Below are 8,372 nucleotides of genomic sequence, written 5' to 3' on the forward strand. Positions count from 1 at the left end.
TATTCACTAGCAAAACTAGCTACTTAAAACTTTATTGATTACGTTTTGCTTGTTCAGTTTTCAAGGTTCATTTTATTTAAGTCGTTTTCAGCGACTTTATTATCTTATCTCATTCCCAACTAAAAGTCAACAACTTTTCAAAACTTTATTTTCAAGCGTTCCTTCTTGTTAAGGACAAGTAATAATATATAATATAGCATTTTAAAAATCAAGCATTTTTCTTAAAAAAATTAAAAATCTTTTTAATATCTATTACAAACAATAGAATTCCTGCTAATACAATCAATCCACCGATGATTTGTGTCATGATTAAATACTCTTTAAATATCACCAAAGCTAAAAGAGCAGCTCCTACAGGCTCAAATAATATAGCAATTGAAACAACATTCGTACTAACATATTTAATTGACCAATTAAACAAAGTATGACCAAGTAAATTTGGTATTAACGCTAATAAGATAAACCATAACCAATCCATCGAAGAATATGGACCAAAAGATTCCCCTTTAACCATTACATATATAAATAAAGTGATGGTACTTACAACATATACAACCATTGTATAGGTTACAAGTGATAATCTCTTACGTACATCCTGTCCTAATAGAAAATAAGCTGTCGCTAGTGCACAAGCAACGAGCGCCAGTACATCTCCATATAAGGCTGTTCCACTTACTTTAAAATCGCCCCAACTAATTAAAATACTTCCTATTATTGCAATTGATCCTGCTACGATTGTTTTCACCGTAATTTTCTCTTTAAAGAAAAAGTAAGTGCCCACAAACGCAAACAAAGGTTGTAGTGTTACTAAAACTGTTGAACTTGCTACTGAAGTATAGTTGAGTGATTCAAACCATAATATAAAATGAAAAGCTAAAAAAATCCCTGCAACTGAAGAAAATAGCCAATCACGTCTTTTTAAAGTCGTTAACTCCTTTGTATATCCCCTTAAAAACCATGGCGCCATGATTAAAACGGAAAATAGCATGCGATAAAATGCTATAATCCCCGCTTCCGCCGATGCTAATTTCACAAAAATAGCTGACATCGATACTGAAATTACACCAATCACAATCGGGATGTATGGATGGATTTTTGGCTGCTCCAAAAAACCCCACCTTCCTAAAAAAATACTTATATGTCCTTACTTCATGTTGTACAATACAAAAAAGTGATGCACATATAATAATGACAGTTTGCATATCTCTTAGCAATACGAAATATCAATGGAGGGTTGTGTATGGAAACATTATTCGAAAATATGATTACATATGAAGTTGGCATAAAATTAGTTATTGCAGCCACATTAAGTTTAGTAATCGGTATCGAAAGGGAATTAAAGAAAAAACCAGTTGGATTAAAAACAAGTTTAGTTATTGCTACTTTCAGCTGCTTATTAACGATTATCTCCATTGAAACTGCCTACTCAACCCCCGCTAGAGAAGATATTAATATTACGATGGACCCTCTTCGTTTAGCCGCACAAATTGTTAGTGGAATTGGCTTTCTTGGTGCAGGAGTCATTCTAAGACGCGGGAATGACAGCATTACGGGTTTAACAACCGCTGCTATGATTTGGGGAGCCGCTGGTATTGGTATTGCGGTTGGTGCAGGTTTTTACATGGATGCAACACTAGCTGTTGTGATCATTGTTTTTGGAATTGAAGTACTATCACCTTTTCTTATGAAAATCGGACCAAAGCGAATTCGTATGCGGGAAATTTTATTAAAAGTCCAAATTGATGATGACAACCATACAGAATCATTTCTATTATTTTTAAAGGACAACAACATTATCATTGAAAATATACGCATTAAAGATGTGCACTTAAAAAACGATAGTGTTTTACATGAGTTAGATTTACGTCTTTCCTTAATCGTCTCGGATAATTTGTTGTCATTTTATCGTTCATTACGAGCACTATCTTATATAGAAAAAATCGAAATGGAAATTTTAAACTAGTTGGAGGATTTTTTATGGCAGAACTATTAAAACTACTAAAAGACGGTAACAAACCCTCTCTAATGGCTGCATGTGTAAATGCATTTTTAGGAATTATTAAAGGAATCGCCTTTTTCTTTACAGGTAACGTTGCGATGTTTGCAGAAATGATGCACTCTCTAGGCGATGCAGCAAACCAATTATTTGTGTATATAGGGTCAGCACTCTCTAAAAAGGCACCTACAAAACAATTTCCCGGTGGCTTTGGTCGTATTGTCAATTTAGTATGCCTTTTCGCCGTAATAATTGTAGCTATCCTTTCTTATGAAACAATAAAAGAAGGTTGGCATCATTTTATTCATCCCACAGGAGAGTCTAGCGGGATATTGATTGCCCTAGGAGTATTATTCATCGGGATTGTTTTAGAAGGGACAGTGCTAGCTAAAGCGGCTGCAGAAGTGCTACATGAATCAGGTCAAGAAAAAGCAGGTATCGCATCTATTCCGAAAGCATTCACATACTTGAATAGAGCAAAACCGGCAACAAAATTAGTTTTTATGGAAGATTTAGTTGCTACTGGAGGCAACTTCTTAGCCTTTGCTGCTATTTTAATTGCTTATTTTACAGGTTGGGGTCGAATAGAAGGACTAGTTTCGATGATAATTGGGGTCATGATGTTTTATGTTGTAGGTAAGGTATTCCTTGATAACGCACGTGGTGTCATTGGTGAAACTGATGAAGAGATGTTAAACCATATCGCTCACCTCGTAATGGATGATCCAAATATCAAAGATATTGTGCGTCTTGAAGTGATTAAAGAAGGTGAGTTTTTACATGTAGAATTAGTGGCTGAAGCTGATCCGCTTTTATCGTTAGCCTTTTTAGATGATGTTCGGGATCATTTAACAGAGGTAATCCTAAGCCAAAAAGGAGTATCTAAAGTAGCTATATTATTCGACGAAGATGATGGGAAAACAAGCTGGATACACGTTGGTGAAAAACCAAACAACTCCATTTAATACTTTATAAAAACAAATAGCCAATTGCCGTATTTCAGGCAGTTGGCTATTTGTTAGACTAATTTTAAATTAGGAATATCCTCATAACCTACATAAACATGGTTTGTAATCATAAAAGTAAGTAATTTATTACAAGCAATCATTTGTCTTTTACCATTCTGCTGAATAACGATTTTTGAAAATAGTAAGGAGGCTTGACGATTAGCTAATGCATATTCTTCTGCATTGAGAATATTTCTGCCATCCACATGACAACCCAACACGAAATTTCCTAAAAAAGAATCCTTTAATACATTCGGATGCATGGATTGGTAATGTACTTCAGCAATTGAATCTTCTATATTCATAAATTGATGGGCTACCAAATAATGTTTTAAAGCACCTTTTAAATCAATTGCAATAGCTGTATCTGCTAAAATTGTTCGATAATAAACGGGAACAATCTCAGCACCCCCCAAATACGGCTTAACTTCTACAACAATTTCTCCAGAAGGACGAACAAATAATTGTACAATTGCTTTATTTACACCATCCGAAAAAATAACATTCGTTCGCCCAAAACGCACGCTTTTAAAAAATATACTTTGATCTACAATGTATCCAGTGATAATTTTATCATTTTCAATTTGCAATGATTTCGCTTCAATCCCCAATACCTCTACACAATTTTGCATTTTATAAACATGTTGCTGAAATGGCATTTCTATACAACTTAATGTAACAATACGATCCTGTAGCAATTGTTTCAACATTTGATCCCTCTCCTCTTTGTTTAATATTGTAATTATTTTAGTAAAGGTGGCTGAACAACTTCTGAACATTGACACACGAATTGACTGATTACGACAAAAAACTATCCTTTTCTGTCATTCCATAAATCACCTTATAGTAAAACAATCTACAATATAGGTTGAATGACTCAGCTAAAAACATGACTTTCCTCACTTAAAATAAAGAAAAATACATTTATATTCCTTCTATTATGTATCTATTTTATTATATTGCAGGACTAAAGAAACTTCTACGACAAAATTCTACATTAATCGTTAATTTTTCTTAACCTTGCAATAAAAAAAGTATGAGGCTATAAGCATAGCCTCATACTTAAAGTATTAAAGAGAATTTCGTAAAATGGTTCTTACATCTTCCTCTTGCAATCGATTAAAGTTGCCAAAAGGGCCATTTTGCATAGCATGATCTACAATTTGCTGGAATTTCGAATCATCAATATCGTAATCTGCCAAACGACTAGGTGCCCCTAATGATGTCCAAAATGCAGATAAACGATCAATCCCCTCATAAGCAACCTCTTCTACTGTTTTGCCTGTTGCCTCGACTCCAAACACACGTGTTGCTATACCTGCAAAACGCTCAGGATTTACTGGTACATTTAAACGCATCCAATGCGGTTGAAGAATGGCTAAACCACCTGCATGTGGAATGTCATATACAGCAGATACTGCATGTTCAATATTATGAGATGCCCAATCCCCTCGTGAACCAATTGATAGGAACCCATTTAAACCAATTGTCCCTGCTAATAGAATAGTTTCGCGTAACTTCGTATTTTCTAGGTCCTCTAATAATTTTGGAGCTGTCGTAATAACCGTTCGCAATACCCCTTCACACATTTCATCTGTGATAGGAGTATTCGTTGTATTGTGGAAATATTGCTCAAATACATGCGACATCATATCCACTATTCCATACACAGTGTGATTTTTAGGTACAGTCACTGTATATGCAGGGTTTAGTATCGAAAATTTCGGGAAGGCTGCTGGACTACCCCAACTTAGTTTTTCTTCTGTAGCAGCATTCGTTATCACAGATCCAGCATTCATTTCTGAGCCTGTAGCAGCAAGTGTTAATACCGTACCTAGTGGTATAGCTTGTTCTACAAACACTTTACGTTTCACGATATCCCAAGCATCGCCATCATACTTAGCGCCAGCAACAATTAATTTAGAACAATCGATTACTGAACCACCACCCACAGCAAGAACTAAGTCAATTCCTTCAGTTTTGCATATCTCAATACCTCGTCTAGCTGTTTCTACTCGTGGATTTGGCTCTACACCACCTAATTCAAATACGGTTTTATCCGCCTGTTGTAATTTTTCTATAACAGCATCGTATACACCATTCGATTTAATACTTCCGCCACCATATACAACTAATACCTTGTTTCCAAATTGCTCTAATTCTTTCGGCAATTTTTCAAGTGCATCCTCACCAAAATGTAGTTTCACTGGGTTAAAAAAAGTAAATGAATCCATCTAATTCGCCCCTTTCTAGTTGGATTTTCTCATAATTACGCTAGAGAAAGCAAAGATTAAACGCTGTCAACACTTTGCTATTTCGAAAGCGTTTTTTCAAACTGTTCAGATTTTGTTCAGACAATAGTTGTATAGTACTACTCATTACATAAAATAAAAGGAATTTTTGCACATGCTTATTATTGTAATTGTTGTCGTAACCATAATTTTGAGCTTTTTTCTGCTAAGATTTTTTAAAATCAAAAAAATAAGGAACGAAAAAAAGATGCTATTAGAGCAGCGCCTAGACCACCTTCTTCAATCAAATAAAAACGAAAAAAATGAGTCATCCCAATAATATAGGAATGACTCATTATCTTCTTTTTACTTAAACCCAACCACGGAAGCGAGAAGCTTCTGCAGTACGGCGAACACCTACCATGTAAGCTGCTAAGCGCATGTTGATGTTACGTGTTGTTGCTGTTGTATATACATTATCAAATGCTTCGACCATTTTTTTGTATAGACGTTCTTCCACTTCTTCTTCTGTCCAATAATAACCTTGGTTATTTTGCACCCATTCAAAGTAAGAAACTGTAACTCCACCTGCAGAGGCTAATACGTCTGGTACAAGTAAAATGCCACGCTCTGTTAAGATTTTAGTTGCTTCAGCTGTTGTTGGACCATTTGCTGCTTCTACTACGATATTTGCTTTCACATTATGTGCATTGTCAGCAGTAATTTGATTTTCAATAGCAGCTGGTACTAAAATATCACAATCAAGCTCTAACAATTCTTTGTTTGAAATTGTGTTTTCAAATAAAGTAGTTACTGTTCCGAAGCTATCGCGACGATCTAATAAATAGTCGATATCTAAACCTTCAGGATCATGAAGTGCACCATAAGCATCTGAAATACCGATTACTTTCGCACCTAAATCATGCATGAATTTTGCAAGGAAGCTTCCTGCGTTACCAAATCCTTGAATAACAACACGAGCACCTTTAATATCAATACCACGTTTTTTTGCTGCTTCTTCGATTACGATTGTAACACCTTGTGCAGTCGCACGGTCACGACCTTGAGACCCACCAAGTACTAGTGGCTTACCAGTGATGAAGCCAGGAGAGTTGAACTCATCCATTCGGCTATATTCATCCATCATCCATGCCATAATTTGTGCATTTGTAAATACGTCTGGCGCAGGAATATCTTTTGTTGGTCCTACGATTTGACTTACCGCACGAACATAGCCACGGCTTAAACGTTCGATTTCGCCCATTGACATTTGACGAGGATCACAAATGACACCGCCTTTACCACCGCCGTACGGTAGATCGACAATACCACATTTCAATGTCATCCACATTGAAAGCGCTTTAACTTCCTCCTCAGACACTTGTGGGTGGAAACGAACCCCACCTTTAGTTGGTCCTACAGCATCATTATGTTGTGCACGGTAACCAGTAAATACTTTTGTTGTACCATCATCCATTTTCACTGGGATACGTACTTGTAGCATGCGAAGCGGTTCTTTTAGTAATTCATACATTGCTTCATCATAGCCAAGTTTATTTAGAGCATCTTGAATGACATCTTGTGTTGATGTGAAAAGATTTAAGTTTTCAGACATTATTAAATCGCCTCTTTGTTTTTTTTAATGATAGTTATCGGCATCATTGTAACATACTTCCGAATTAAAATGTGAACATTTTGTTAAAGTTTAAATACTTTTTCAATTTGTTCAATTGACCAATCTAAATCCTCTTGAGAAATAACCAGTGGTGGGGCAAAACGAATTACTGTATCATGTGTTTCTTTACATAATAGACCTAATTCTTTAAGTTTTTCACAGTATGGACGAGCTGCTTCTGTTAGCTCCATACCGATAAATAAACCACGACCACGTACTTCCTTAATAACTGGGTTGTTAATTTCTTTTAATTTACCTTTGAAGTATTCGCCAAGTTCGTGTGAACGCTCTGCTAATTTTTCATCTAATAATACTTTAATTGATGCAATTGAAACTGCACAAGCTAAAGGATTACCGCCAAAAGTTGAACCATGTGAACCCGGGTTGAATACACCTAAAATACTACGGTTTGCAGCCACACAAGAAATTGGGAATACGCCGCCACCTAGAGCTTTACCCAAGATATACATATCTGGTTCTACTTCTTCCCAATCACAAGCAAACATTTTACCTGTACGTGCTAAACCAGCTTGAATTTCGTCAGCAATGAAAAGTACATTGTTTTCACGGCAAAGTTCACGAGCTGCTTTTAAGAAGCCTTCTGTTGGAATGACGATACCCGCTTCACCTTGAATTGGCTCAATTAAAAATGCAGCAGTGTTTGGTGTAATAGCCGCTTTTAAAGCTTCAAGATTACCATAATCTACTAATTTAACATTTGGTAGCATTGGACCAAAACCACGACGGTATTCTTCATCAGAAGATAAAGAAACAGCTAGCATTGTACGACCATGGAAGTTACCATTACATGCAATAACTTCAGCTTTACCCTCTTCTACGCCTTTTACATCATATGCCCAACGACGAGCTGCTTTAAACGCAGTTTCTACTGCTTCAGCACCAGTATTCATTGGTAATACCATTTCTTTATTTGTTAATTTCCCTACTAGCTCATACCATTCACCAAGGTTTTCACTGTAAAAAGCACGTGAAGTTAACGTTACTTTATCAGCTTGCTCTTTTAAAGCAGCGATAATTTTTGGGTGACGGTGTCCTTGGTTTACTGCTGAATAAGCAGATAACATATCTAAATATTTGTTACCTTCTGGATCTTTAACCCAAGCACCCTCAGCCTCTGAAATAACGATTGGCAGTGGATGATAGTTTGCTGCACCAAAATTTTGTGTTTGTTCAATAACTTGTTGAGTTTTTGTCATATCCTATTCTCTCCTTACTAATCATGTTGAAAAACTTTATAAAAGAAAGGGACTATGTATCACTATAAGTAGAATGATTAAGAATATAGCAACAATTCAAACGGTAAATTTGCTAACTTCTCCAAGGTAAACTACGTCATGAAAGTCTACGGTTTTAGCCAGGGTAGCGTTACCTGGAGAAGTGTCACAAATTCATTCAAAATGCCTCAATTTCTACCTACTTTGAACAGCCCTCACGTCAATGTG

General features: G+C 36.0%; 7 protein-coding genes. 2 read left to right on the forward strand and 5 right to left on the reverse strand.

What is annotated here, in order from left to right; genetic code table 11:
* Positions 1-208 precede the first annotated feature (208 nt).
* Complete coding sequence (locus AC1RFD_RS22180; protein WP_279495844.1) at positions 209-1,108, reverse strand: DMT family transporter; 900 nt, start codon at positions 1,106-1,108, stop codon at positions 209-211.
* Between the two features lie 132 nt (positions 1,109-1,240).
* On the opposite strand from AC1RFD_RS22180, the gene AC1RFD_RS22185 reads away from it, so the two are divergent.
* Complete coding sequence (locus tag AC1RFD_RS22185; RefSeq protein ID WP_004233792.1) at positions 1,241-1,963, forward strand: MgtC/SapB family protein; 723 nt, start codon at positions 1,241-1,243, stop codon at positions 1,961-1,963.
* 14 nt (positions 1,964-1,977) lie between these two features.
* A complete protein-coding gene (locus tag AC1RFD_RS22190; protein WP_048395811.1) occupies positions 1,978-2,961 on the forward strand; it encodes a cation diffusion facilitator family transporter in 984 nt (327 codons plus the stop codon).
* A 53-nt stretch (positions 2,962-3,014) separates the two neighbouring features.
* On the opposite strand, the gene AC1RFD_RS22195 is transcribed toward AC1RFD_RS22190, so the two are convergent.
* The 4 genes from AC1RFD_RS22195 to AC1RFD_RS22210 all read right to left on the reverse strand — a co-directional run bounded on the left by AC1RFD_RS22195 (position 3,015) and on the right by AC1RFD_RS22210 (position 8,126).
* Positions 3,015-3,713 carry a hypothetical protein gene (locus AC1RFD_RS22195; RefSeq protein WP_048395809.1) on the reverse strand — a complete coding sequence of 233 codons (699 nt, stop codon included), beginning with the start codon at positions 3,711-3,713 and terminating at the stop codon, positions 3,015-3,017.
* A 360-nt stretch (positions 3,714-4,073) separates the two neighbouring features.
* Positions 4,074-5,237 carry an iron-containing alcohol dehydrogenase gene (locus tag AC1RFD_RS22200; RefSeq protein WP_131522565.1) on the reverse strand — a complete coding sequence of 388 codons (1,164 nt, stop codon included), beginning with the start codon at positions 5,235-5,237 and terminating at the stop codon, positions 4,074-4,076.
* 367 nt (positions 5,238-5,604) lie between these two features.
* Positions 5,605-6,849, reverse strand: a complete 1,245-nt coding sequence (locus AC1RFD_RS22205; RefSeq protein WP_004233781.1) for a Glu/Leu/Phe/Val family dehydrogenase — start codon at positions 6,847-6,849, stop codon at positions 5,605-5,607.
* An 83-nt stretch (positions 6,850-6,932) separates the two neighbouring features.
* The gene (locus AC1RFD_RS22210; RefSeq protein ID WP_004233780.1) at positions 6,933-8,126 is read right to left on the reverse strand and encodes an ornithine--oxo-acid transaminase; all 1,194 of its coding nucleotides are present in this window, start codon (positions 8,124-8,126) and stop codon (positions 6,933-6,935) included.
* Positions 8,127-8,372 lie beyond the last annotated feature (246 nt).

The organism is Lysinibacillus sp. GW823-FHT02G10 (genome assembly GCF_058797135.1).